21 protein-coding genes are annotated in these 23,501 nt (G+C 54.9%); 14 read left to right on the top strand and 7 right to left on the bottom strand.

What is annotated here, in order from left to right; genetic code table 11:
- Positions 1-7 precede the first annotated feature (7 nt).
- The 6 genes from JQC75_RS14765 to JQC75_RS14740 all read left to right on the top strand — a co-directional run bounded on the left by JQC75_RS14765 (position 8) and on the right by JQC75_RS14740 (position 5,825).
- Positions 8-1,225 carry an ABC transporter permease gene (locus tag JQC75_RS14765; protein WP_203324802.1) on the top strand — a complete coding sequence of 406 codons (1,218 nt, stop codon included), beginning with the start codon at positions 8-10 and terminating at the stop codon, positions 1,223-1,225.
- A 94-nt stretch (positions 1,226-1,319) separates the two neighbouring features.
- The gene (locus tag JQC75_RS14760; protein WP_203324801.1) at positions 1,320-2,756 is read left to right on the top strand and encodes a sigma-54-dependent transcriptional regulator; all 1,437 of its coding nucleotides are present in this window, start codon (positions 1,320-1,322) and stop codon (positions 2,754-2,756) included.
- A gap of 4 nt (positions 2,757-2,760) precedes the next feature.
- Complete coding sequence (locus JQC75_RS14755; protein ID WP_203324800.1) at positions 2,761-4,089, top strand: sensor histidine kinase; 1,329 nt, start codon at positions 2,761-2,763, stop codon at positions 4,087-4,089.
- A gap of 193 nt (positions 4,090-4,282) precedes the next feature.
- Complete coding sequence (locus JQC75_RS14750; RefSeq protein WP_203327237.1) at positions 4,283-4,651, top strand: curli production assembly/transport protein CsgE; 369 nt, start codon at positions 4,283-4,285, stop codon at positions 4,649-4,651.
- A 2-nt stretch (positions 4,652-4,653) separates the two neighbouring features.
- Positions 4,654-5,043, top strand: coding sequence for a curli assembly protein CsgF (locus JQC75_RS14745; RefSeq protein WP_203324799.1), 390 nt, complete (start codon positions 4,654-4,656; stop codon positions 5,041-5,043).
- On the top strand, positions 5,040-5,825 hold the full coding sequence (locus tag JQC75_RS14740; protein ID WP_203324798.1) for a CsgG/HfaB family protein: 786 nt from the start codon (positions 5,040-5,042) through the stop codon (positions 5,823-5,825). Before JQC75_RS14745 ends, JQC75_RS14740 begins: the two co-directional genes overlap by 4 nt.
- 123 nt (positions 5,826-5,948) lie before the next feature.
- On the opposite strand, the gene JQC75_RS14735 is transcribed toward JQC75_RS14740, so the two are convergent.
- Both JQC75_RS14735 and JQC75_RS14730 read right to left on the bottom strand, forming a co-directional pair.
- A complete protein-coding gene (locus tag JQC75_RS14735; RefSeq protein WP_203324797.1) occupies positions 5,949-6,533 on the bottom strand; it encodes a TetR/AcrR family transcriptional regulator in 585 nt (194 codons plus the stop codon).
- A gap of 12 nt (positions 6,534-6,545) precedes the next feature.
- Complete coding sequence (locus JQC75_RS14730; RefSeq protein WP_203324796.1) at positions 6,546-7,985, bottom strand: coniferyl aldehyde dehydrogenase; 1,440 nt, start codon at positions 7,983-7,985, stop codon at positions 6,546-6,548.
- 192 nt (positions 7,986-8,177) lie between these two features.
- Here JQC75_RS14730 and JQC75_RS14725 point away from each other — a divergent pair, with 192 nt between their 5' ends.
- From JQC75_RS14725 to JQC75_RS14715, 3 genes are all read left to right on the top strand, one after another.
- A complete protein-coding gene (locus tag JQC75_RS14725; RefSeq protein ID WP_203324795.1) occupies positions 8,178-8,561 on the top strand; it encodes a SpoIIAA family protein in 384 nt (127 codons plus the stop codon).
- A 49-nt stretch (positions 8,562-8,610) separates the two neighbouring features.
- On the top strand, positions 8,611-9,042 hold the full coding sequence (locus JQC75_RS14720) for a universal stress protein (RefSeq protein WP_203324794.1): 432 nt from the start codon (positions 8,611-8,613) through the stop codon (positions 9,040-9,042).
- Between the two features lie 148 nt (positions 9,043-9,190).
- Positions 9,191-9,853 (top strand): hypothetical protein, encoded by a 663-nt coding sequence (locus tag JQC75_RS14715; RefSeq protein WP_203324793.1) that lies wholly within the window; start codon positions 9,191-9,193, stop codon positions 9,851-9,853.
- 83 nt (positions 9,854-9,936) lie between these two features.
- Here the strand turns inward: JQC75_RS14715 and JQC75_RS14710 are convergent, their stop codons facing one another.
- Positions 9,937-11,475 (bottom strand): MFS transporter, encoded by a 1,539-nt coding sequence (locus JQC75_RS14710; RefSeq protein ID WP_203324792.1) that lies wholly within the window; start codon positions 11,473-11,475, stop codon positions 9,937-9,939.
- Positions 11,476-11,685: 210 nt separating this feature from the next.
- Positions 11,686-12,048, bottom strand: a complete 363-nt coding sequence (locus tag JQC75_RS14705; protein WP_203324791.1) for a DoxX family protein — start codon at positions 12,046-12,048, stop codon at positions 11,686-11,688.
- Positions 12,049-12,156: 108 nt separating this feature from the next.
- Here JQC75_RS14705 and JQC75_RS14700 point away from each other — a divergent pair, with 108 nt between their 5' ends.
- Together JQC75_RS14700 and JQC75_RS14695 are read left to right on the top strand one after the other, a co-directional pair.
- Positions 12,157-13,047, top strand: coding sequence for a LysR family transcriptional regulator (locus JQC75_RS14700; protein ID WP_203324790.1), 891 nt, complete (start codon positions 12,157-12,159; stop codon positions 13,045-13,047).
- An 83-nt stretch (positions 13,048-13,130) separates the two neighbouring features.
- Positions 13,131-13,871 carry a sporulation protein gene (locus JQC75_RS14695; RefSeq protein ID WP_203324789.1) on the top strand — a complete coding sequence of 247 codons (741 nt, stop codon included), beginning with the start codon at positions 13,131-13,133 and terminating at the stop codon, positions 13,869-13,871.
- Between the two features lie 161 nt (positions 13,872-14,032).
- Here the strand turns inward: JQC75_RS14695 and JQC75_RS14690 are convergent, their stop codons facing one another.
- The 3 genes from JQC75_RS14690 to JQC75_RS14680 form a co-directional block, all read right to left on the bottom strand.
- Entirely contained in the window at positions 14,033-15,178 is a 1,146-nt protein-coding gene (locus JQC75_RS14690; protein ID WP_203324788.1) for a hypothetical protein, read from the bottom strand.
- A 542-nt stretch (positions 15,179-15,720) separates the two neighbouring features.
- Positions 15,721-17,205 carry a Re/Si-specific NAD(P)(+) transhydrogenase subunit beta gene (pntB, locus tag JQC75_RS14685; RefSeq protein ID WP_203324787.1) on the bottom strand — a complete coding sequence of 495 codons (1,485 nt, stop codon included), beginning with the start codon at positions 17,203-17,205 and terminating at the stop codon, positions 15,721-15,723.
- 12 nt (positions 17,206-17,217) lie between these two features.
- Entirely contained in the window at positions 17,218-18,744 is a 1,527-nt protein-coding gene (locus tag JQC75_RS14680; protein ID WP_203324786.1) for a Re/Si-specific NAD(P)(+) transhydrogenase subunit alpha, read from the bottom strand.
- Positions 18,745-19,090: 346 nt separating this feature from the next.
- Here JQC75_RS14680 and JQC75_RS14675 point away from each other — a divergent pair, with 346 nt between their 5' ends.
- The 3 genes from JQC75_RS14675 to JQC75_RS14665 all read left to right on the top strand — a co-directional run bounded on the left by JQC75_RS14675 (position 19,091) and on the right by JQC75_RS14665 (position 23,440).
- Complete coding sequence (locus tag JQC75_RS14675; RefSeq protein ID WP_203324785.1) at positions 19,091-20,899, top strand: assimilatory sulfite reductase (NADPH) flavoprotein subunit; 1,809 nt, start codon at positions 19,091-19,093, stop codon at positions 20,897-20,899.
- Positions 20,899-22,614, top strand: coding sequence for an assimilatory sulfite reductase (NADPH) hemoprotein subunit (gene cysI, locus JQC75_RS14670; protein WP_203324784.1), 1,716 nt, complete (start codon positions 20,899-20,901; stop codon positions 22,612-22,614). The genes JQC75_RS14675 and cysI overlap by 1 nt, the downstream gene beginning before the upstream one ends.
- 97 nt (positions 22,615-22,711) lie before the next feature.
- Positions 22,712-23,440 (top strand): phosphoadenylyl-sulfate reductase, encoded by a 729-nt coding sequence (locus JQC75_RS14665; protein ID WP_203324783.1) that lies wholly within the window; start codon positions 22,712-22,714, stop codon positions 23,438-23,440.
- Positions 23,441-23,501: the final 61 nt, after the last annotated feature.

Here is a 23,501-nt window from a genome sequence, read left to right as displayed (position 1 = left end):
AGCGGCCATGATTGCCATAAAACCCACACTCAGCGCCATGCTGCGAAGCCGCAGTGGTCCATTATTGTTGCTGGCGCAAATCATACTCTCGGTAGCCATAGTGGCCAATGCGGCCTTCATTATTCAGCAGCGCCTGGAGCTGATGGCCAGACCCTCAGGCATCACCGAAACCGAATCCTTTGAGTTTTCTGTGTTCAATTTTGGTGAGGATATGGATCTCCTTGCCAGGGATGAGCGGGATCTGGAGATTCTTCGCAGCCTGCCGGGCATCAAGGCCGCCGCCCCGACCAATATGGTGCCCCTGAGTGGTTCAGGCTGGAGCGATCGCTTCGTCGATGGCCCGGATCCCGAAAATGCCAAATCCTTGCCACAATTTGCCTTCTATCTGAGCGATGAAGAGCTGGTCAATGCTCTTGGACTCAGGCTGGTGGAGGGCCGTAACTTCCACAAGGGCCAGGTACTCAAGGGGTTTGAAGACAAAAGCATCCAACGAGAGGTGATTCTCAGCCAGACACTTGCCAGGGCCTTTTGGGGCGAGGAGTCCCCCATTGGCAAGGTAGTGTACCAGGGCGATGACGAACCCATTACCGTGGTGGGGGTGGTGGAACGTCTCCAGGGTGCCTGGGTCGATGATATGCATCTGGAAAACAGCGTTATCATGAACATTGATTTCAACGGGAGCTCCCCCAATGCCGGCTATATTATCCGGGCCGAGGCTGCTGATATTCCCGAGCTCAAGGAGACCATCAAGGCGGCCTTGCTTAAGGATGAGCCGCGCCGGGTGATCAGCGGCTTCAGCACCATAGCCGAAAACCGGGAGCGGAACTATGCCAACCACGCCATGATGGCCTTTGTGCTGGGCTGCATGATAGTGCTGCTGTTGGTGATCACCGCCCTGGGCCTGTCGGGCATGGTGATGTTCAATATTGAGCGCCGCACCAAGCAGATAGGCACCCGCAGGGCGCTGGGGGCCAGCAAGGGCGCGATACTGAGCTGGTTCCTGACCGAGAATTACCTGATCCTTGGCACGGGTGCCCTGGTGGGGGTATTGCTGGCCTTTGAGCTGGGCCGTCGCCTGATGAGCTTCTTCAGCCTGCCGGCACTGGATTGGCGTTACCCGGCCATGACAGTGGTGCTGCTGTTTGTGGTGACCACGGTGGCGGTAATACTGCCGGCCCGCAAGGCCGCCAATATCTCACCGGCCACCGCGACCCGCAGTGTTTGAGTGAGGCAATCAGCATGACCCGGGGCTCGCAATTGCGGGCCCCATGGGTTAAGGTGTCCGCAAAGGATTTTTTGCAAAAGAGCAAAGTATTCAAATGGATAAGATATTAATCGTCGACGACAATCTGGACGTTTGCCAAGCGCTTTCGCTGATGCTTGAACTGAACGGTTACAAAAGCCATTGCGTGCAGAGCCCCGACATGGCGCTCAATGCCATTGAGAAGCACGAGTTTTCGCTGGTGATCCAGGACATGAATTTCACCCGCGATACTACCAGTGGTGAAGAAGGGCGTGAGCTGTTCCATGCCCTGCGTGAGCGTCGTCCGGGGATCCCCATCATCCTGCTGACGGCCTGGACCGAGCTGGAGATGGCGGTGGAGCTGATGAAAGCCGGCGCTGCCGATTATCTGGGTAAGCCCTGGGACGACGCCAAACTGCTCACCAGCATTGGCAACCTGATTTCGCTGCACAAACTGTCCCGGGAAAACGGCGAGCTTAAGCGCCAGAAGGCCGAACGCACCGCGATTATCCACGAGGCCAATCTCTGTGGTCTGGTGTTTGGCAGCACGGCCATGGAGCGCTGTGTCGATTTGGCGCTGCAGCTGGCCAAGTCGGATGTGTCTGTCCTTATCACCGGCCCCAACGGCGCGGGTAAAGACCGCCTTGCCGACATTCTCCACGCCAATTCCCCGCTAAAAGATAAACCCTTTATCAAGGTGAATGTGGGCGCCTTGCCCATGGAGCTGATGGAAGCCGAGCTTTTTGGCGCCGAGGCAGGTGCTTTTACCGGCGCCACCAAGGCCCGTATCGGCCGTTTTGAGGCCGCCGATGGTGGCACCCTGTTTTTGGATGAGATTGGCAATCTGCCCCTTAGCGGTCAGGTAAAACTGCTGCGGGTGCTGCAAACCGGCGAGTTCGAGCGCCTCGGCAGCCACCAGACCCGCAAATGTAAAGTCAGGGTGCTCAGCGCCACCAATGCCGATTTGCGCCAGGATATTCACAGTGGCCGTTTCCGCGAAGATCTCTTCTACCGCCTGAACGTGGTGGAACTGGCGCTGCCGCCTTTGAGTGAGCGCCGCGATGATGTGCTGCCCCTGGTGCAGCACTTTACCCGAGGGCGGGCGCTGGATGGCGCTGCCAAGGCAGCGCTTTTGGCCCATCCCTGGCCCGGCAATGTGCGGGAGTTGGAAAACGCCTGCAAAAGAGCCTGTATCCTGGCCAAAGATGAGGTGTTGAGTGCGGCGGATTTCGGTTTGATGCCGGCCACGGCGTTGCAGCAGCCTGTGGCAAATCAAACCATGATGGCTTCAAATCAGGCCAAGCCATCCAACACGGTTTCCCATCACTCGGAGCCTTTTAATACCGAACCCCTTCACACTGAACCAAGCAGAAGCGAGATAGAGGCTGCCATCGCTGCCCACGACGGCGTGATTGCCCGGGTGGCCAAATCTTTTGGTCTCAGCCGTCAGGCCCTTTATCGGCGCATGGAAAAGTTCGGCATTGAGGTCAAATCCACCAAGAGTGAAGGCTAAGGCCATGGGCAAAAGCTTTACTCTGAGCCTCAGAAGCAGGCTGATGTTGATTGTGCTGATAAGCTGGCTTATCGGCGGTGCTCTGGCCTATTGGCTCGGGGGCGACTGGCAATCTCCTTTGCCTCTGCTGGCACTGTTCCTGGGGGCCCTGATGTCGCTGCTGGTCACCGCCTGGCTTACCCGACCTGTGAATGATGCCATCAAGGCCATGGAACTTGGGCTGCTTAATCTTATCGACAATGATTTCAGTGTGTCTTTACCCCAGAGTAAAGACCCCGAGCTTGGGCATTTGGCGGTGCTTTTTAATCGCGCCTCCGGGGAGCTGCGCCGCGAGCGTCAGCATATCTACCAGCGGGAACTGCTGCTGGACAAGGTTATCCAGAATTCTCCCAATCTGATGCTGCTGCTTGATGGCAGCGGCCATATCATTTATGCCAACGACTCGGCGCGTCATGGGCTGGTGGGGGGTAAGCCCCTGACTGGCATGACGATGGCTGGGCTGGCTGACCAACTGGATGAGGCCATGGCTCACATGTTGCAGGAGGGGACCGATGGCTTGTTTGCTTTGGAGTGCGACGGCGAGACCGAGACCTGGCACCTGAGTCGCAGCCGTTTTCACCTGAACGGTCTTGAGCATCAGCTTATTCTGCTCAAGCAGATGACCCGGGAGCTTAACCGTCAGGAAGTGGCGGTGTGGAAGAAGGTTATTCGGGTGATAAGCCATGAGCTGAATAACTCCCTCGCGCCCATGCGCTCCATGGTCAACTCGGGCCGGGTGCTGGCAGGGCGGCTGAAAGAGCCAAGGCTTAATCTGATATTCGATACCATCGACAAGCGCACCGAGCATCTGGGGCAGTTTATCGAAGGCTATGCCCGTTTTGCCAGGCTGCCACGGCCTATTAAGACTGAGGTGGACATGGGCCGTTTGTGCCATGAACTCAAGTTGCAGCTGGCGTTCAATATCGAGGGAGAATTACCTGCCGAGCCGGTGTGGGCCGACGAAATACAGCTGCAACAGGTGCTGATTAACCTCATTAAAAATGCCCATGAGAGTGGCTCGGATCCCGGCGAAGTGAGCCTGTCAGTGCGTCGTCAGCAATCGAGTGAGCCCGGGGTGCTGATAGAAGTCAGCGACCGGGGGCCGGGCATGTCGCCAGAGGTCTTGTCCCAGGCACTGTTGCCATTCTACTCCACCAAACAGCAGGGCACCGGGCTTGGACTGGCGCTGTGCCGGGAAATCATAGAGGCGCACGATGGCCGCATCAGCCTGCAAAACCGCAGTGGTGGCGGCCTTCAGGTGCAGCTTTTCTTACCGCAATCCTCTCTAGTATAAAAGTGTTATCCGGAAAACCACCGCCTATACCTTCGAGCTAATTTGCTGTAAAGATTAATCTTTTTTGATGACCTCCCCGTGGCTGTCCTGATACATTGCTGGCTGTTTGTGTTAAGTGGATCAAGGATTTTTTGGCCAGGGGAGAGGCATCTTGAAGCAGGCATTATGGGCAGCCTTGTTGCTTTCATTATCTATGGTTTGCGCCTTTGAGGCGCGGGCGATGGACGATGAGGTGGAGATCAGTGGTCTGGTGATTGACCGAACCCTGACCCGCTTTGGCAAGGAGTTCAGCTTTTACTATTCCTCCTATTGGCGTGAATTGCCCTTTACCCAGGGTTTTAACGTTACCCTCACCGAAACCGTATTTCCCCAGGCCGGCACCCTGCTGGTGATGGAGATCAACGGCCAAAAGATTTACAGCACACACTTTGGCCGCAGGGCCAGCTCAATCAAGGACAAGGCCGAGCAAGCGGTACTCATCACGGTGGACTATCTGGCCCAGGTGAGGGCCAATGCCCTGCTGGGTGAGGGCGCCGATCTCGCCATCAGCACACAGGATTGAAAATGAAAAGGACGTTATTCGCGGCGGCGCTGGCCCTGATGGGCTCGGCCCAGGCAACAGAGCTGGTGTATACCCCCATCAACCCGAGTTTCGGCGGTTCGCCTCTCAATGGCTCTTTCCTGCTGAACAAGGCACAGAGCCAGAACGACAACCAGTCTCCCTCCAGTGAAAAGGACTTCGTGACCCGATTCAAGGAATCGCTGGAGCGCAACATCATCAACTCCATTACCCGCAAGGTCGCCGACGGTGAAATCACCGATGGGGTGTATGACACGGGCGATTACCGCATCGAGGTGGCATCCAACGGCAGCGGGGTGGTGCTCACCATTACCAACCAGCTGACGGGCGAAGTCACTGTGATTGAGATGCCCGTTTATGGAGGTAATTCATGAGACTGCTGCTTGCGGTGGCGCTGCTGTCATTGGGTGGCTGCAGCCTTATCCCCAAACCTGACCTCAATATTACCGGGGCGCAGGTCAATCCCCTGAGTCAAACCATGGAAAGCCTGAAGGCCAAACCCGGCCCCAGATACCCCATTCCGGTGGCGGTGTATTCGTTCCGTGATCAGACCGGGCAATATAAGCCCCAGGCCAATGTCAGTTCCTTCTCCACCGCCGTGACCCAGGGCGCGACCTCTATGTTGGTGCAAACCCTGCTGGATTCGGGCTGGTTTACACCGGTGGAGCGTGAAGGGCTGCAAAACCTGTTAACCGAGCGCAAGTTCATCAATAAACAGAAGAACTCTGCCGAGTTGCCGGTGATGGCCAATGCAAGATTGTTGCTTGAGGGCGGCATTATCAGCTACGAAACCAACACCAATACCGGCGGCACGGGTGTGGAATACTATGGGATAGGCGCATCGGAGCTGTACCGTGAGGATCAGGTGACCATTTACCTGCGCGCCGTGGATGTGCACACGGGTAAGGTGCTGATGTCGGTGAATACCACCAAGCGGGTGATGTCTCAGGAGATGCGTGCCGGTTTGTTCCGCTTTACCAGCCTGAATCGTCTGGCCGAAGCCGAGGTGGGCTTTACTACCAACGAGCCGGTGCAGTTTTGTGTGCAGCAAGCCATCGAAGTGGCGGTTGCCGAGATGATTGAGAAGGGCGTTGCACAGGGCTACTGGTCGGCTTCGCAGTCGGCTCCTGGCAGTCAGCAGTTGGGTGAAGATTGACAGCGTGCTCCCCACACCCCGCAATCGAAATGAAAAAGCCGCTTGTTCAGCGGCTTTTTCATTTAACGCATTTGGGCTTTCTGGATTCGGCCGCTTGAGCTGCACTCCAGCAAGGGCTGCGGGTTAGAGCGTCATGGCATGCCAGAAGAGGCGAAAACTCGCTTCTCTGTGCCCGGCGTCATTGCCAAGGTCGGGATGGTCCAAAAAAAAGCGCGTGGCGGCCAGATACTGACCGTGGCAATTTTCCAGCATCAGTGGCAGCGGTAGCCGCACCAGAGCCCCTGAGGTTTGCCCCTCGGCTATCATCACGCCGATAAAGCCCAGGATCCCTTGCATGGCTTGCTCGCGAAGGGATAAGGGGATTTCCACCGACATGGAAAATTGCTGAAAAAACTGCTGTTTATCAGGATTTTCAAGCGCCCAGTCGATGGCACCAAACCAAAGCTGCCTGGCCCTGTCTTCGAGATTTCCCTCCAAAATCGCCATGGCCGCAAGGCTGTCGGCAAACTCCTGCTTCACCGTTAAAAACAGGGTTTCCAGCAGTGCCTCTTTGCTGGGAAAGTGATGAAACAGGGTACCTGTGGCTACCCCGGCCGCCTTGGCAATGCTGGCGGTGGAGGTGCCGTGAAATCCCTGATGGTTGAAGAGACCCAGGGCCGCCGTCAATATCTGGTAGCGCTTGTCTGTGCCCTTTTGCGGAATCGCCATCTGCCTGAGCCCTCAGCGCAAAAAGACTTTCATCAGGAGTCGTTGAATGGTGTTTCCATAGGGAGGATGCACCAGCTTGCCGGTATTGAGGCGGCCACGCTTGAGAACGGTTTTGGCGTGGCTGAAGGTGCGAAACCCCTCTTCGCCGTGGTAGTGCCCCATTCCCGATGGGCCTATGCCGCCAAATGGCGCATCGTCTGCGGCCACATGGAACACGGTTTCGTTGATGCAAACACCACCAGAGTGAGTGCTGCTGAGTACCTTGTCCTGGGTGGCGGCATCGAAGCTCATCAGATAAAGCGCCAGCGGTCTTGGGCGGGCGTTGATGTAGCTCAAGGCATCATCGAGGCTGTCGTAGGGCACCACAGGCAGCAGCGGACCGAAGATTTCTTCCTGCATCACCAGCATCTCATCCGTCACCTGGGTCAGCAGTTGGGTGGGCAGTTTACGCAGTGCACCGAGCGGCGGCTCGCCGCTGGCGCTGTGCACTTTGGCGCCTTGCTGTTTGGCATCGTCCAGCACCTGCATCAGTCGTTGCCACTGACGTTCATTGATGATGGCGCCATAGTCATTGTTTGACTCTACCTTACCGTAGAGCGCGGCGAACTTGTCCTGATAGGCCTTGATAAAGGCATCTTCCTTGCCCCGCGGCACCAACACATAGTCAGGCGCGACACAGATTTGCCCTGCGTTAAGGCACTTGCCGTAAATCAGCCTTTCAACGGCGGTGTCCAGCATCATATCCGGCGCCACGATCACAGGGGACTTGCCCCCCAACTCCAGGGTCACCGGTGTGAGATTGGCACTGGCGGCCCGCATAACGTGTTTGCCCACGGCGGTGGAGCCGGTAAACAGCAGATGGTCGAAGGGCAGGGACGAAAACGCCGCCGCCACCTCGGCCTCACCCTCAATAACGGCGACCTGATGCTCGGGAAACACCCTGGCCAGCAACTGCCTGATGACCTTGTTGGTTTCGGGGGTAAATTCAGACATCTTCAGCATGGCGCTGTTACCGGCGGCAATGGCTGTCGCCAGCGGGCCGATGCTTAACATCACCGGGAAGTTCCAGGGCACTATGATGCCAACCACGCCCTTGGGCTGATAGGTCACTTTGACACTGGCCGGTGCCAGGAGGATGCCGGCATGGCGGCGGCTGGGTTTGCACCAACGGCTTAAGTTGGCCAGACTGTAATTGATATGGTTAACCACCGGCATGATGTCTGATATCCGGCTGTCATCGGCGCTTCGGTGCCCATAATCGGCACTGAGTGCCGCAATCAGTGAGTCAGCCGAATCAATCAGGCATTGCTTTAAGTGTTTCAGCGTGGCTTTGCGGGCTGCGATGTCCGGGTAAGGATGGCTGGCAAAATGGTCGGCTTGCTTTCTGAACAGCGCCTGCATGGCATCGATTTCGTTGGCGGGCATACTTTTAACCTGGGCGGCTGCATTCATGGTCATATCCTGGAGATTAATAAGTTGGCGGCTGCAGATTGGTGTAAAAAGAAACCGACTGATTAGTCGGTCTAGGTTAATGCCTGTGGCTGAAATAGGCAAGCGCCGGGGAAAAAGCTTGACCTGGATCACAATTCTCCCTGCTGGGCGGTGCCTACAATATCCTCAGGTGCAGTGGCAAGGAGCATGGAGATGACAATACTCAGACATGGTTTAACCATAGGGGTTGAGCGTCACGGAAAGGATGATTTTTTTGTGGTGCTCAAGGTCACGGGCACACTCACCCACGAGGACTATGAGCGCATGGTGCCCGTGCTGGAGGGCGCCATTGCCGGCGTAAGTGACCCCGATATTTATATGCTGGTGGACGCCACCGAGCTTGACGGTTGGGAAGCGAGGGCTATGTGGGATGACCTGAAACTGGGCATTAAGCATGGCCGCCACTTCGAGAAAATCGCCGTGTTCGGCAGACCGGGCTGGCAGGAATGGATGACCAAGTTAGCGGACTGGTTTACCCCGGCCGACGCCAGATTTTTTGTCGACAGGCAGGATGCCCTGGAGTGGTTGGGCGACTGAGTAACCCAGTGTGCAACTCTGACAACACAAGGTGTTTCGGGAGGTAGATATGGTAAACAAAACAATACTCTGGCCCACAGACTTTACTGAAACGGCCTCCCATGCTCTCAGGTATGCGGTGGAAATGGCCAACCTGTATAAGGTGGGACTGAAGATTCTGCATGTGGTCCCACGACCCATGGGGGATGAAAATTTCATGATATTGGCAATTACCCCTGAAGAACTCGCCAAGAGCATGGAGGACGCGGCGGCCGAAAAGATGAAATCCTTACTTGCCAAACTCAATACCGATTTGCCGGTTGAAACCCAAATCCGTATGGGCGATGCGACGGATGAAATCATTGCCGAAGCCAACAGCGGTGAGATAGGCATGGTGGTTATCGCCAGCCATGGGTACTCAGGTATTCAGCATTTTCTCCACACCAATGTGGCTGAGGCTGTCGCCAATGGCGCCCAATGCCCGGTACTGGTGGTGAAATAGTCCGTCAGTTATCCGTAAACGCTCCGTGAGCGACGCTTCGTGAGCAATCACACTCAAGGCCCCGGTATCCAGTATCGGGGCTTTTCTTTTTGCTTGTTTTTCGATAGCTTGCCTGCACCAACAAGGAAATCTCATAAGGAAGACTGAAATGCAAAAACGGCCTTTTTCCGCAGCCGTCACCGCCCCTTTGTTGGCGCTGATGCTTGCAGCCTGCGGCGCCACCGACAAATTCGCCACTGATAAGGCGCCAACCAACGCCGCCCAAACGGCCGGGACCCCGGCAGTTGAAACCGCCGCCGCACCGGTTGCCCCGACAGCGCCTGACGTAAAAGCGGCGCCTGCACCCAAGGCCGCGCCCGCGCCGAAAGCCGTGAAGGCCGCCGAAGAGGGCGTGGTGTATATCCTCACTGACATTCCCTATAACCCCGAGAGCAACATAGTCGATAAGGTGGAGCTGGAATGCACCGAGCTTGGCCGCCAGTTCGCCGATTCCATCGTGAAATACGGCAACAAGCAAAAGCTGCGGATTAAGCGGGTAGACACCCTCCCGGATGCTGGCTATTCAGTCAAAATCACCATCGACAATGTCTACAGCGAAGGCAATGCCAACCCCTTTAACCCCCATCGCAAGCATGTGGCTGCCACCGCCGTGCTGGTGATTGATGGTGAAGAAACCAAAATCAGTGACTTTTCGCGTTTTTCCACCGGTGGTATGTGGGGCGGCTTCAAGGGCTCCTGCAGCGTGCTGCAGCACACGGTCAATACCCTGGGCAACGATGTTGCCAAGTGGCTGAAAAAATACGCCGGCTGAACCAGCAGGCAATAAAAAAAGCTGCCATCGGCAGCTTTTTTATTGGGCGTGTTCCGTCTTTAAATCAAGCCTTTAGGCTTCATTTATGCCGGGTTTTGCTGCTGCATCTTAAACAGCCACTTGCCGTAGATAAAGATTCCTACCGCCGAGAGGGTGCCGATGGCGGCGATAATGTACCAGGCCATACCTATGTTGTGGGCGTTGTACAAAACCTCTGTCAGTTCACGGCTGCCGCGGCCGGTAAACTCCACCAGACGGTTAAAGGCCTCGCCGTTGGGAATGGCGGCCACATCAGCAGCGCTCATGCCTTCTTCACCCAGCATCTGGCGGGCGAACTTCTCTTTGGAGGCGTACATTTCATACAGTTTGGGGCCGAAATAGCCTTCAAGACCCCAACCGATACCCTGTGGCAGCATTACAAAGCCCAGATACATGGCTTTTTTGCCCTCGGGGGCGATATTCCCCATAAACTCGTTCTTTTTGGGGCTAATCATCATCTCGCCCAGAGAGAACATGGCAATTGCCAGCACTATGTACCAGGCGGCGTGGGTGGCGCCAATCATCACAAAGGCACCGATGGACAACAGGCAACCCCACAGCATGGCGGTGGTGATGCGGTACTTGGCAGTCAGGGCGGCCACCAAAAAGCAGCTGGTCATGATCAGACCCGCGTTCAGGTTCAGCATGCCTTCGGGCATCACCTTGGTGCCTTCGTTATTCAGCCCCAGCCAGAACTGCAAAATGCCGCTGCGGGTGCCTTCTTCGCCAAACAGGGTAGAAACAATCACGCTGGTGTCCACCCATTCGGCAATGTGAATGGGCAGCACGTCGAACAGGGAGTTGAACAAAAACCAGAAACCGGCAAACACCAGCATGTAGTAAATCACCACCGGCTTTTTCAGCTCGTTCCAGGCGTCTTTCCACAGGAATTCCTGTTTGATTTCACCGGCTTTGATTTTGCGCTGGCGCTCCAGGCGGGCTTCTTTGCCGGGTTCTTTATAGGTAAGCAAAAACAAAAAGTTAAGCGAGATAATCGCGGCGCAGGCATAGAACACATTGTCCCATGACAACTGGCGCATGTGTACGGCAACCAGAGGACCGAGGAAGCCACCGATATTCACCACCTGATAGAAAATACCCCAGGCCATGGAGCTGTTGTCGCGACGGGTGGCCAGTACCAGGGTGCCCTGAATACCGGGCTTGAAGATACCCGTACCGGCGGCCAGCAGCATGGCACCTGCCAGAAAGCCCCAGAAGCTGGGGAAAAAGGCCATACACAGGTAGCCGGCAATTTTAATGATGGTGGAGGCGAAGATGGTTTCTTTGTAGCCCACCCGGTCGGAGATACCGCCGGTAAACACGGGGATAAAGGTTTGCAGTATCGCCCAGGTCGAAATAATGATGCCGTAGTCAGAAAGGGAAATACCCAGGCCGCCTTCGGAAACGGGCGCCTTGGCATAGAGGCCGGCACTGGCCTTCACGCCGTAATAGGCAATACGCTCCACCAGCTCCATGCCACCCACCAGCCAGAAAATGTAGCCAAGGCTCATGATGGAGGCCCACATACCGAGCTGTTTGACCTCGCTGAGGTCGTTGCCCGAAAGATTCGTTGGTTGACTCATAGTCCGTCTTTCATCCTGTCATTGTTGTTATCGTCGGCTATTGTACGTTTGAATAGCGCCGCTGCCGGGGGAGTCTGCCACCGGCAGGCTCACTTTACAGGCTTTGGCGTCAAAGGCCAAAAAATCCGGGACAGAATGCCGGATGAATACCAAAAAAAGGGGAGTGCAAGGCACTCCCTTCCCCAGGGAAAACACCTAAACAGCCAGAGGTCAGAAGGGATACCAGATGGCGTCTTTGCGGCGCAGGGTGATGATATAGAGGCACAGCGCCAAAAAGATCAGCGCCGGAATGGGCGAGGGCACATCGAAGGCCAGATGAAATCCGGCCGCACCAAGCATGATGGGGATTAAGCCCGTGGCGGCCAGAGCGCTCCAGCGCGGCAGCAAGAGCCCTATACCGGCCGCCAGTTCGGCGGCGCCAATAAAGTAGCCAAACCAGGCAGGCAGCGCCATGGCCTGAAAAGCGCGGTGCAGCTCGGGGACGCCGAGCAGTTTGGCCACACCAAAACCTGCCATGGGCAGTGCCAGCAGGAATATGGGCAGTAAGCGCACAAAGGATGGGACAGAGGGCATGGTTGACGACAATCCGTGGGTCTTTGAGGGATAGCCTCAGTATTCATCAGTCAAAAAATTAAATATATTGATTATCTTTTATTAAGATGATTCACAGGATTTATCTTTATGCCCTCTGTTTTTCAGCTTCAGGCCCTGTGCGCCGCCGTGGAAAAGCCGTCGCTGCGCCAGGCGGCCGAGGCGCTGTGCAAAACCCAGCCCGCATTGACCCACGCACTCAAACAGCTCGAATCTCAGTTGGGGCTGACCCTGTTTAATCGTGATGGCTACCGGCTTGTGCTTACCGGCAATGGCGAGCGCATTTATCAGCTGGCGCTGAAAACTTTAGAGAGCCACGCGGAGATTGAGCAGTTGGCGCAGCATCTGGCCCGGGGGGATGAAGACAGGGTGGTGCTGACGGTGGAAGCCTCATTCGAGCTGACGCCCATCCTCCGGGCGCTGGAGTCGGTGCAGGCCGAGTTTTCGCAAACCGACATCGTGATTCAACAGGAATACCTCACAGGCGCCGTTGAGCGGGTGCAGCAGGGGCAGGCAAATCTTGCCATTACACCGCTGGCACCGGCGCTGAGTCCGGGCACCCGGCTCGATACAAAGCCCCTGAGTCAGGGGCAGATGCTCAATGTGGCCGCGCCCCGCCTGCTGGCCCGCTATCCGGCGCTTTCCAGTGTAGAGCAGCTGCGAAAAGAGTATCAGATACTGGTACAGGACTCCGGCAGCGGCACCCTCGGGCTTAAGCTTGGCGTGCAAACTGCCCAGCGGCATTGGTATGTGAATAGCTTTGCCACCAAGCTCTCCTTGATAGAGCAGGGTATGGGCTGGGGGCGCTTGCCCGAGTGGATGCTGACAGAGGCGTTGGCGGCAGGGTGCCTGAGAGTGCTGGAGCTCGCCGACTTTCCGGCGCGCCAGCGGTTTGATTATCATCTGGTGCGCCGAAGCGCTGCTGTGCCGGGCCCGGTGGCAACACGGCTTTGGCAGCGCCTTGGCGGCAGCGAACTTTAATCCTGTTTTAATCCTTCGCCTGCTACCATGGCCGACTTTCGGATTGGCTCGAAGCCGGTTCTGTACTTGCAAAGGATTCAAGCATGTTTAAAAAAATACTGGCTGCCGTTGGTATTGGCAGTGCCAAAGTGGATACCCGTTTACACCAAAGCCAGCTGCTGCCGGGGCAAACCTTCAGCGCCACCATAGTGGTGCAGGGCGGTGACGTGGCGCAAAAAATCGATGGTATCGACCTGGCGCTGATGACCAAGGCCAAGGTCAGCACTGACAATGGCGACTACTTTAAAAATCATTGCCTCGCCCGTTGGCGGGTGGCCGAGCGCTTTGAGATCCAGCCCGGCGAAGTGCGTGAAATCCCCTTCAGCGGCCAGTTGCATCCCGAAACCCCCTTTACCGCGCTGCCGGTACGCAACAATCAATGCCGTGTGTGGCTGCAAACCGGCGCTGACATTGACTCGGCAATCGACCCAACCGATGCCGATGTTATCGACATACTGCCAACGCCGCTGCTTGGGCATGTGCTGAACGCCATGCAGGAGCTGGGCTTTGCCCTCACCAAGGCCGATGTGGAGCAGGGCTATTTGAGCGCCCCGGGGTTTCGTTCCCGCTCCGGCTGCTATCAGGAGCTGGAATTCCACCCCCGCAGCTTTGGCTTCTCCAGCCTGCGCGAAGTGGAAATCTCTTTGGTGTGTGATGCCACCGAGACGCATCTCTTAATCGAACTCGACCGCGCCTTTCGCGGTGACGGCTACCGCGCGTTTTCCATCGCCAACAACGCCAGCGCTGCCGAGGTGTTCACCCAGCTTAAGCACTACATCCGCTGATAGCTCAATCTTTGCGCACAGAAAAAAGTAAAAAGCGCCTCTTTAATCCGAAAAGGGCGCTTTTTTGATATGGTCGGGTAACAGACAATCAGCTCAATATATGCTGGGGCACTCTCTGAGATTTTCTGACGCTGTGTGTAACCGAGGTGAACATATATGTCTTAAAAACCAAACCTACACTTTTCATACCAAGTAACTGTTTGCAGTTTGCAGTTCTCATTATGACATGTATAGGCTTGAATCGACGTTTTGCAAAGCTCATAGGTTGTTGAGTAATCAGTTTCCAAGCCTAGTTGATCATGTGCATCCCAATAATCATCAGTATCATTGGATAACTTTTCAGTTTCTACTTCAGAGGCCATGTCCGCCAATTTTCTTTGAGCACAATCAGAAAAAGTACCCATATTGGGATGTGTCGTATCGTAAATGACACTATTTACAATATAGGCATATTTTTGGCCATCAACCCGACTAATTTGGTCATCTATTTTGAATGTAAGGCTCAAATTTTTGTTGTTTTCTGTGTCAATTTCACCATAAGGCAGAACCTCAAACCACAACATGTTGTTATCATCCCCAAACTTATATGCAGCTTCAACCTTATTAGTCACGAGATTCCAATGAACACTAGCTCCTCCTCCGGGATGAGCTATATTGAGGGTCCAACCGCTCCATTGTGTATTTTGAGAAATGTCATTCCATGATTGACTTCCCATTCTATCAAATATATCGCGTTTTATTGCTTGATGAATCTCATCCTGGCCTTTGGGTTGTAGATATTTAATTGGGTGGTTATCACAATTATTATCCTCGCTAGAATATTGAGGGGAGGATGCAAGAACTCTTTGTAACTCACTGTGCTGAGTTGCTATTAATGTGAAGTGCCCATCAATTTGTTTGTATTCATCATAAAAATCGAAAAGCCGCTCCAATGCGCCTTGTTCAGCAGTGGTAATATAGGTGTCTTTGACCGTAATTTGAGTTTCATCAAATCCAGAGGTCGTAGCGGTGACAATAAACTTATGGCTTTGCCCTGTTGCTACATTGGCAAAAATGACGTTTTTAGATAAGGAGCATGCAGTATTCTCCAGGCTCCCGCTACCATCGGTGAGTGGTTGGGTAAACAATTGCTCGCCCGGTAAACCTTGGCTGCACGGTTGTAAAGGAGCGAACAACAATGCTTTTGCTCTTGCATTCTGATAGTCACAGTCATCGCAGGCCATGGTTTCAGTCAGCCCTGCCTGAGCTTGAGTATTAAAAATGAATGTGACAAGTATTGTTAAAAACATTAATTGAAGGCATTTCATCTAGACCTGTTCCTTTTCATTTGTTACGTCCTTGTTGTCTGTATGTGTATTATGCCCAACATGAAAATGCAATGCAATTCAATGCAATTCAATGCAATAGCCATAGTAGGCATGACTCAGTTTTCAAAGGTTGCGCCAAATTCGGGCATTGCCTCGGTGAGTCAGGACACCCAAAACACTTTTACTAAGGAATATACAGTTCCCGCCCTAAGCGGCCGTGCGTGGATGAGGCATGGGTGAATGTCGGAACGCGACAAGACATGCTTATTAGCGCTAGGCAGCGTCAGTCGAATCAGGGGCGAGTGTCGTCACGCGACAGGCTTACGAGCGAGAACCATGGATGGTGAACTGGCCGTTATGAATGGATGCATTTGACCCACGATCTTCAGTCGCTTGCAAAGCGACGCAACAGAACGAGACGAGTCACCCCAATGGCAATTGGAGCCTCCGTAAAGCAGGGATAAAAAAGGGCGCCCGAAGGCGCCCTTTTTAAATTTAGCTGTGCACTATTTGTGTAACAACAGCCGGGGATGCTGGAAGGCTTACAGTGCCTTCAAAATCGCCTCAACACTGTCCTTGGCATCGCCAAACAACATCTGGGTGTTATCGCGGAAGAACAGCGGGTTCTGTACCCCGGCGTAGCCCGTGTTCATGGAACGCTTAAAGCCGATAACGGTTTGGGCTTTCCACACTTCCAGCACCGGCATACCGGCGATGGGGCTGGCTGGGTCTTCCGAGGCCGCCGGGTTCACGGTGTCGTTGGCACCAATCACCAGCACCACGTCGGTCTCGGGGAAGTCTTCGTTGATTTCATCCATTTCCAGCACTATGTCGTAAGGCACCTTGGCCTCGGCCAGCAGCACGTTCATATGGCCTGGCAGACGACCGGCAACAGGGTGGATACCGAAGCGTACTTCGATGCCACGGTCACGCAGCTTCTGGGTGATTTCGGCCACCGGATACTGGGCCTGGGCCACCGCCATACCGTAGCCGGGGGTGATGATGACTGAGCTTGCGTTTTTCAGCATGTCGGCCACATCTTCGGCGTTGGTTTCGCGGTATTCACCCATTTCTTCATCACCGCTGGACACGGCGCCATCGGTACCAAAACCACCGGCAATCACCGAGATGAAGGAGCGGTTCATGGCCTTACACATGATGTAAGACAGGATGGCACCCGAGGAGCCCACCAGAGCACCGGTGACGATAAGCAGGTCGTTGGAGAGCATAAAGCCCGCCGCTGCCGCCGCCCAGCCTGAGTAGGAGTTCAGCATCGACACTACCACCGGCATGTCGGCACCGCCGATGCTGGCCACCAGATGCCAGCCAAAGGCAAAGGCGATAAGGGTCATGATGATAAGCGGCACCATGGCGCCGTCGGCTTTTACAAAGAGCACCATCAGGCCAAAGGACACCAGTACCGCCAGCAAATTCAGCTTGTGGCGATGTGGCAGCATCAGTGGCTTGGAGGAAATCAGCCCGCGCAGCTTACAGAAGGCCACCACAGAGCCGGTGAAGGTCACGGCACCGATAAAGACGCCGAGGAAGACTTCCACCAGATGGATGCTGAGCATGGCACCGGTCAGCTGATGACCTTCGGCGGCCTTGCTCGCTTCCTGCAATGCGGCCTTGGCGGCTTCGAGGCTCTGGTCGATGTTGCCACCCACGCTAATCACCACTTCGGTGACCGCCTGGGGATGCACGTCGATAAAGCTGTTAAAGCCAACCAGTACGGCCGCCATACCCACAAAGCTGTGGAGAATGGCCACCAGTTCCGGCATTTCGGTCATTTCCACCTTGAGGGCCAGACGCACGCCAATGGCGCCGCCGATAACCATGGCGAGAATGATCCAGTGCACACCACTGGTTTCCGGGTTGAGGATAGTGGCAATAAGCGCAATGGCCATGCCCGTGATTCCAAAGAGGTTACCCTGCTTGGCGGTCTCCTGACGGGACAGGCCCGCGAGACTCAAAATAAAACACAGCGCTGCTACTATGTAGGCTGCTGTTACCAGTCCTTGAGACACAGTGATTCCCCCTTAATCCTTACGGAACATCTTCAGCATGCGCTGAGTGACGGTAAAGCCGCCGAAGATGTTGATACTGGCAATGAGCACGGCGATAAAGGCCAGCACAGTGACCAGCGTCGAGCCGCTGCCAATCTGCAGCAGTGCGCCCACCACGATAATGCCCGAGATGGCGTTGGTCACCGACATCAGCGGCGTGTGCAGCGCGTGAGTTACGTTCCACACCACGTAGTAGCCCACCACACAGGAGAGCAGGAACACGGTAAAGTGGGACAAGAACTCAGGCGGCGCCACGCTTGCCACAGCACCAAAACCAATCAAACCCAGAGCGCCCAGAATGTACTTGAGCTTGGAAGGCTCCTTGGGCGCGGCTTTCTTCAGCTCGACCTTGGGGGCAGCCTTGGCGGGGGCGGCAGACACAGAAATTGGTGGTGGCGGGAAGGTGACTTCACCGGCCTTCACCACTGTCATGTTGCGCATTACCACATCGTCAAAGTCGATAACGGCATTGCCGTCTTTCTCTTTGCACATCAGCTTCATCAGGTTCACCAGGTTGGTGCCGTAAAGCTGGGAGGACTGGGCTGGCAGACGGCCGGGCAGATCGGTGTAACCAATCACCTTGACGCCGTTTTTGGTGACAAACAGCTCGCCCGGGACTGTGTATTCACAGTTACCGCCGGTGGCGGCCGCCATGTCCACAATCACAGAGCCGCTCTTCATCGAATCCACCATTTCCCTGGTGATAAGACGCGGTGCCGGTTTGCCCGGAATCAGGGCGGTGGTGACTATGATGTCTACTTCTTTGGCCTGTTCGGCAAAGAGGGCCATCTCGGCCTTTATAAACTCTTCGCTCATCACCTTGGCGTAGCCATCGGAGGAGGAGCCGTCTTCGCCGCCGAAGTCGAGCTTGAGGAACTGACCACCCATGGACTCGATTTGCTCCGCCACTTCGAGGCGGGTATCGAAGGCGCGAACGACGGCGCCGAGGGAGCCTGCGGTACCTATGGCGGCAAGACCGGCCACACCGGCACCAATCACCAGCACCTTGGCAGGGGGCACCTTACCGGCAGCGGTGATTTGGCCGGTAAAGAAGCGGCCAAACTCGTGGGCGGCTTCCACCACGGCGCGGTAGCCGCCGATGTTGGCCATGGATGACAGGGCATCCAGCGACTGGGCGCGGGAAATACGCGGCACCATGTCCATCGCCATCACGTTGATATTGCGCTGTGATAATTTCTCAACCAGCTCAGGGTTTTGAGCAGGCCAGATAAAACTCACCAAGGTAGCGCCGTCTTTGATTTCTTTTATTTCATTTTCGGTAGGGGCATTGACCTTAAAAATAAGGTCGGCCTGCCATACGGAGGGCACTACACTGGCGCCCACCGCCTCAAAGGCGGCATCACTGAAGCTGGCAAGGGTGCCGGCACCAGATTCGATAGCCACTTCAAAGCCGAGTTTTTTAAGTTGCTCAACCGTTGCCGGGGTCGCGGCGACCCGGGTTTCACCGGCGAGACTCTCTCTCGGAATTCCAATTTGCATGACGATTCCCTGATGGTTATTGAAACGTGAACACACCGCTTCCTGTGTCGGGCGAAACAGGAGGGACAGGCTGGGCGGTTTTGCAACCGGCTGTCTGTAGGGGACAGAGCTCTGTACGGTGTGACCTCATTGTGGCAAGTCTGCCTGCCGACACAAGCGCATATTCTTCATGAGGCGACTTAAGCCACTGGTCGGAGCAAAAAATTTGCGCCTGGCCACACTTTTGTAGCTTAAAAATTCGACTCTGCATATTCCCAAAGAGAATAAAAAATTAAATTTTATTCTTTTTTGCTTGTCCGAAAGGGCACTAAGCTAGCATGCAATAAAATGTCACTGGGTCGTCCTCATGCTGTTAAAAGAATTATCCTCTCTCGCGTCTCCGCTCAGTGCCGAGCAGGTCGACAAGCTCAAGCAACTGACTTTTGAGCTCAATGCCGTGCAACTGGCCTGGGTCAGTGGTTATCTGGCGGCAAGCGCGCAATCTGCCGCTGGGGGGGCTTTTGCTGCAGCGCCAGCTGCCCAGGAAGCCGCGACTTTAACGGTGCTTTACGCATCGCAGACCGGCAATGCCAAAGGCGTGGCCAGTAAAATCAAAGCGGCGGCAGAAAGCCGTGGCTTAGCGGTGCAGTTACAGGATATTGCCTCGTATAAAACCAATGCGTTGGCAAAAGAAAAATTCCTCATCATTGTTGCCTCGACCTATGGCGAGGGTGAGCCACCCGAGAGCGCAGTGAGTTTCTATAAGTTCCTGTTTGGCAAAAAGGCACCGAAGTTACCCGAGCTGCAATTTGCCGTGTTGGGCCTTGGCGATACCAGCTATGAGTTTTTCTGCAAAACCGCCACTGACTTTGACAGCCAACTGGCTGTATTAGGTGCAAAACGCTTGTATGAGCCCGCCCTGCTTGACGTCGATTATGCCGAGGGTGCGAAAAACTGGCAGGAAGCAGCCTTGGATGTGTTTACACCGCTGCTTAAAGCATCAGGCGCCGGTAGCGAGCGAGTGATTGCATGGCCTGGTGCGACTGGCACCGCGGCTAGCCAAAGCCAGTATGATAAGCAAAACCCAGCTACCGCTGAGTTAAGTATTAATCAAAAGATCACGGCGCGTAATTCCACCAAAGACGTGCGTCATATTGAGATCTCGCTGGAAGGCACCGGCCTGACCTATCAGCCGGGTGATGCTTTAGGGGTGTATTTCCGCAATGCACCGGAGCTTGTCGCCAGCGTGCTGGCCGCCACAGGTTTAACTGGCAGCGAGCAAGTTGAACTGTCTGGCCAAACGTTAACCCTGCAAGCGGCGTTAACCGACGAGCTGGAGCTCACCCAGGCTTACCCGTCACTGGTGACCAAGTACGCAGAGGCGAGCAACAATGCCGAATTGCAAGCGCTTGGCGCAGACAAAGACGCGCTGCGCGCTTATCTGGCCGATAAACAAAGTGCCGATGTGATTGTGCAAAACCCTGCCAACATCAGCGCACAGCAACTGGTGGACAGCCTGCGCAAAGTGCAGCCACGCTTGTATTCCATCGCCTCAAGCCAAGCCGAAGTGGGCGAAGAAGTGCATTTAACCGTTGGCGTGGTGCGTTACGATGCTTTTGGCAGCACCCATTTAGGTGGTGCGTCAGGCTTTTTAGCTGAGCGCTTGGCTGAAGGAGAGCCGGTGAAAGTCTTTGTTGAACACAATGACAACTTCCGCCTGCCCAGCAATGATACGCCAGTGTTGATGATTGGCCCCGGCACCGGTATTGCGCCGTTTCGGGCGTTCTTGCAAGAGCGTGATAACGCAGGTGCGACCGGCCAGAACTGGCTGTTCTTTGGCAACCCGCATTTCACCCGTGATTTCTTATATCAGGTGGAGCTTCAAGACTACTTGAAGCGTGGCGTGTTAACCCACCTGGATGTGGCATTTAGCCGCGACCAAGCACAAAAAGTGTATGTGCAGGATAAACTGGCTGCCAAAGGCGCCGAAGTGTGGTCTTGGCTGCAACAAGGCGCTCACTTATATATTTGTGGTGACGGTAACCGGATGGCGAAAGATGTACATCAGGCGTTATTGCAAATTGCCCAAACCCACGGTGGCTTGTCTGACGAAGCAGCCGACGAGTATTTTGAAGAGTTACGCGAGAGCAAGCGTTATCAGAAGGATGTTTATTAATGAGCCAATATCCAATTAAACCTGAACTGCAGGTGCAGGGCCAGCTGTCTGATAACGAGCGTCTGAAGGCTGAAAGCAACCATCTGCGTGGCACTATCACCACAGACTTAAAAGACGAAATTACCGGTGGTTTCACCGGTGATAACTTCATGTTGGTGCGTTTTCACGGCATGTATCAGCAGGATGACCGCGATTTACGTGCTGAGCGCGCAGAGCAAAAGCTGGAGCCGCTGCATAATGTGATGCTGCGGGCGCGCATGCCCGGCGGGATTATCAAGCCTGAGCAATGGCTGGCGATTGATGAATTTGCCCGCGAGCACACCATGTACGGCTCAATTCGGTTAACCACCCGCCAGACCTTCCAGTTCCACGGCGTGTTTAAACCGGATATCAAGCCGATGCACCAGATGCTGAATAAAATTGGCATCGACTCGATTGCAACCGCCGGTGATGTAAACCGCAACGTGCTGTGTACCTCAAACCCTGTGGAATCGGTGTTGCACCAGCAAGCTTATGAGTGGGCTGCGAAAATCTCTGAACATTTGCTGCCAAAAACCCGCGCCTATGCCGAGATTTGGCTGGGCGAAGAAAAAGTAGAAACCACGGAAACTGAGCCGGTGCTGGGTGATACCTACCTGCCGCGTAAGTTTAAAACCACGGTGGTGATCCCACCGCACAATGACGTCGACGTACACGCCAACGACTTAAATTTCGTGGCCATTGCCGAAAATGGCCAGCTGGTTGGTTTTAACGTGTTGGTTGGTGGCGGCCTTGCGATGACCCACGGCGATAAAGCGACTTATCCGCGCCGGGCAGAAGATTTGGGCTTTATCGGTCTTGAGCATGTGCTGAAAGTCGCAGAGCACGTGGTCACAGTGCAGCGTGACTACGGCGATCGGGTTAACCGGAAAAATGCCAAAACCAAATACACGATAGATCGTATCGGCGTTGACGCTTTCAAATCTGAAGTGGAACAACGGGTTGGCGTGGCCTTTGGCCCAAGCCGTCCTTACGAATTTACCCACCGTGGCGATCGCTTTGGTTGGGTGGAAGGCATTGATGGTAAGCACCATTTAACACTCTTTATCGAAAACGGCCGTCTGCTCGATTACCCGGGTAAGCCGCTGAAAACGGGTGTTGCTGAAATTGCCAAAGTGCATAAAGGCGATTTTCGCATGACGGCAAACCAGAACCTGGTTATCGCAGGGGTTGCAGCCGAAGATAAAGCGCAGATTGAGCAGCTGGCGCGCAATCATGGTTTGTTGGAAAACGTGACTACTCAGCGTAAAAACTCGATGGCTTGCGTGTCACTGCCAACTTGTCCGCTGGCGATGGCAGAAGCCGAACGTTACCTGCCAACGCTGGTCACCCACGTTGAAGGGATCTTGAGCAAGCACGGCATTGCCGACGACCATATCATCCTGCGCGTCGTGGGTTGCCCGAATGGCTGCGGCCGCGCCATGTTGGCAGAAGCAGGTTTAGTGGGCCGTGGTCCTGGCAAATACAACCTGTATCTGGGCGGTAACACTGCGGGAACCCGTATTCCGAAATTGTATTTGGATAACGTGGCCGAAGCGGAAATTCTGGCGGCACTGGATACCTTGATTGGCCGCTGGTCAGTTGAGCGTAACCCAGGTGAATGTTTTGGTGATTTTGTTATTCGGGTGGGTGTTGTTGCCGAAGTGAAAGTCAGTAAAACCGACTTCCACGCCTGAGACCAGTCAGGGGGAAGCAAAGCTTCCCCCATTTGTTTTGGCGGCCCGATGGCCGGTGCCAAGACGTGTAGCGACGCCAGAACCCTTGGAGATAAGCATGAATTATCACGATTTACTTAGTCTGGACGCAGCCGAGCAAGCGGCCGCGCTTGCGGACATCAATTTACAGCTGGCCAAGGCCACGCCTGCCGAGCGGGTTGAATTTGCACTGCGTGAATTACCCGGCGAGCATATTGTAAGCTCCAGTTTTGGTATCCAGGCGGCGGTGATGCTGCATTTGGTGACGCAGGTAAAAAGCGATATTCCTGTGGTGCTGACCGATACCGGGTATTTGTTCCCGGAGACCTACCGCTTTATCGATGAACTGACCGAGCGCCTTAAGCTTAACCTTAAGGTGTACCGCGCCCCGATGACGGCTGCCTGGCAGGAAGCCCGCTTCGGCAAGCTGTGGGAGCAGGGGCTGGATGGCCTTGAGCGCTACAACCGCATCAACAAGGTTGAGCCTATGCAAAGGGCGCTGGATGAGCTGGAAATGGGCACCTGGTTTGCTGGCCTTCGCCGCACCCAGGCATCGACCCGGGAAGGGCTGCCCATCCTTGCCATTCACGGTAAGCGCTTTAAGCTGCTGCCGATTATTGAATGGAGCAACAAGGATGTGCATGAATACCTGACCAAATTCGAGCTGCCTTATCATCCGCTGTGGGAGCAGGGCTATGTGTCTGTGGGCGATACCCACTCCACCAAGCCACTGGAGCTCGGCATGAGCGAAGAAGACACCCGCTTTAATGGGTTAAAGCGTGAGTGTGGATTGCACTACGAGATTTAATCCTGCTGGGCACAGCATTGTGTGCGAGCATAAAAAACGCCGGCATTTGCCGGCGTTTTTA

The organism is Shewanella litorisediminis (assembly GCF_016834455.1).
GTDB classification, from domain to species: domain Bacteria; phylum Pseudomonadota; class Gammaproteobacteria; order Enterobacterales; family Shewanellaceae; genus Shewanella; species Shewanella litorisediminis.
Note: the sequence above shows the minus strand (reverse complement) of the source record. Positions and strands in the feature narration are given on the sequence as shown.